Below are 2,545 nucleotides of genomic sequence, written 5' to 3'. Positions count from 1 at the left end.
GGTGGGTACCCGCTGGTCAAAATACCGCCGGATTCTGCGTGATTCAGTCAAGAATTTGCCAAGACGGGGCTCGAATATCCGAGATTCTGTCCGGGGAATCCTCGTGTTCAGGTCCGGAACCCGCGTTCTGTCAACAAAGACGGTTGACGTGCGGTTGATGCACTTCCGGGAATGATTCTTTAAGCGCCGGAGGTGGCGAAGACGATCAGTTCAGCCGGAAGTGGCGTCCAGGTGGAGCCGCGTGGTGATCCGGTACCGGTCGCCGCGGTACACCGAGTGCGCGAATTCCACGACCCGGCCGGTGGTGTCCTTGGTGGTCCGCTCGACTTGCAGCAGCGGGGCGTAGACCTCGATGTCGAGCAGTTCGGCCTGGTCGGGGTTGGCCACCGTCGGTTCCATGGTCTGCACGGCATCGGAGACGGCGATGCCGTGCCGGTCGCGCAGCAGGTGGTAGAAGTTGCCGGATTCCAGGTCGGCCGGGGCCAGGTTCGGCACCAGATCGGCCGGGACGTCCAGGCGCTCGATCGCGATCGGTTCGCCCTCGACCAGCCGGACCCGCACGATGCGCAGGATCGGCGCGTCGATGGCGATGTCGAAGCGGGCGGCGCGGGAAGGCCCGGCGGGGGAGGTGCGGAAGGTGACGACGTGGCTGGTCCAGGTGCCCTCGGCCGACGGGGCGGCCAGTGCCGCGCCGCCGTCGGTGGTGTCGCCGGTCAGCGGCTGGTCGATCTTGCGCGGGCTGGTGAACGTGCCGCGGCCCTGATGCCGGACCAGGTAGCCGGAGCGGGCCAGGTCCTGGAGCGCGGCGCGGACGGTGGGGCGGGAGACGCCGAGGGCTTCGGCGAGGTCGCGTTCGGAGTCCAGGCTGGTGCCCGGGGCGGCGGTGTCGATCAGCCGCAGCAGGTGATCGCGCACGCGGTCGCGCTTGGCGGTGGCCACTTTGCGGGCCGGGCGGGTCTGGCTGCCTGTCACGTCGGATGATTCTGCCAGGTGTGGCGGGTCGGGCACCCCGGCTTGGTGGGCCGGGGTGCGGTGGGCCCAGGTGCTGCCGGTGTCCGGATGTCCGGATGTCCGGGTGCCTGCGTGCCGGGGCGGCGCGGCCCGGTCTCAGGTCGGGCCGCGCCGCCGGTTCGTGAGCGGGGTCGGGTCAGCCGTTCGGGACGGTGTCGGTGAAGTGGGTCCCGGCCGAGTAGTAGCCGTTGACCGCGTTCTGCACATCGGCCGGCGACTGCGCGACGCCGTTGGCGTAGTAGACCCAGTTGACCTTCTCGTTCCAGGTCCGCGCGCCGGTGAACGGCAGGTCGATGAACCACTCGTTGAAGTCGATGGTCATGGCCTCGCGCGGGTAGTACTTGCCGGTGCTGCTGAACACCTGCTTGCCGTCGATGTAGTAGGTGACGGTGCCGCCGTAGACGGTGGCGACCAGGGTGTGCCAGCCCTGCAGGCTGCCGGTGGTGTCGGTGGTGACGCGGTCCATCGCGTCGGAGCTGTACCAGGTGGTGGTGTACATCGAGTTCGCCGGGCCGCCCCAGCCGCCGTTGGGCAGGTATTCGAAGTCGTCTTCGCTGTACAGGGAGTTGTCCGGGGTGATGGTGTAGAAGGTCTCGTTGACGTGGTCGCCGTTGGTGCCGGTGGTCGGGGCGTCGTTGAAGTAGACGCGGGCGGCGTACGTGCCCTGGAAGAACTTCTCCTGGGTGGTGTCGATCTCGGCCTGCTTGGTGCCGGAGGTGGTGCCGTCGGTGGAGGCCGTCAGGTCCATGACGTGCCCGCCCTGCGCGCTGGAGTCGCTGGGGAAGCTGAAGGTGTCCGCGGCCCAGGAGTTCTGCACGCCCGGCCCGCCGGCGCCGGTGCGGATCGCCCAGCCGTGCGCGGCCAGGTTCGGGTCGGACGGGCCGGTGTAGGAGAAGTCGTCGAACAGGGCCCCGTTCGGTGTGCCGCCGCCGCTGGAACCCGACGAGGTGGAGGGACTGCTGGACGGGCTGGTCGGCGGCGGGTTCCCGCCGGGCGCGGTCCCGGAGACGATCGTGCCGCCGACCGCGAGCGTGATGGTGTTGCTGGCGCCGTAAGAGGTCTGCGAGGCGTTGAACGAGTAGTCGTCGGCCTGGTCGACCGGGGCCCAGCCGGCGGCGTTCATCCGCAGTTGCAGGTCGCCGGTGGAGGCGCCGGGGGCCAGGGAGCCGCCGGTGAAGCCGACCTCCAGGTAGTGGTCGGCGGTCGCGGTCGGCGCGGGCAGGGTGCCGATGGTGCCGGTGATGTTCCCGCAGCCGAGCTGCGCCCATTCGCAGGTGAACTGGTAGGAGGGCGCGGAGTCGATGGTGAAGTAGTACCGGATCTTCACGGTCGACAGGTCCAGCGGGGCGCTGCCGGTGTTGGTGACGGTGAGCCAGGGCTCGACCATGTCCGAGCCGGCCGAGCCGACGTGGTAGGCGAGCGCGGCCGGGGCCGCGGCGGCGTGGGCCGTCGTGGACAGCGCGGCGGCGGTCAGGCCGAAGGCGGCGGCCACACCGGCCGCGGACAGGGCCGCGACGGGGCGGCGGGGGACGGG

General features: G+C 70.2%; 2 protein-coding genes. Both read right to left on the bottom strand.

The features are described from left to right. Positions 1-210: 210 nt before the first annotated feature. Positions 211-972: a GntR family transcriptional regulator gene (locus KGQ19_RS51565; RefSeq protein ID WP_212022331.1), complete on the bottom strand. Its 762-nt coding sequence runs from the start codon at positions 970-972 to the stop codon at positions 211-213. 175 nt (positions 973-1,147) lie between these two features. Further along, positions 1,148-2,545, bottom strand: a 1,398-nt coding sequence (locus tag KGQ19_RS48290) for a cellulose binding domain-containing protein (RefSeq protein WP_307856745.1), incomplete at its 5' end; no start/stop codon positions are given.

Source organism: Catenulispora pinistramenti (genome assembly GCF_018274385.1).
Lineage (GTDB): Bacteria > Actinomycetota > Actinomycetes > Streptomycetales > Catenulisporaceae > Catenulispora > Catenulispora pinistramenti.
The sequence above is the reverse complement of the archived record's forward strand: the minus strand, read 5'-3'. Positions and strand labels throughout refer to the sequence as shown.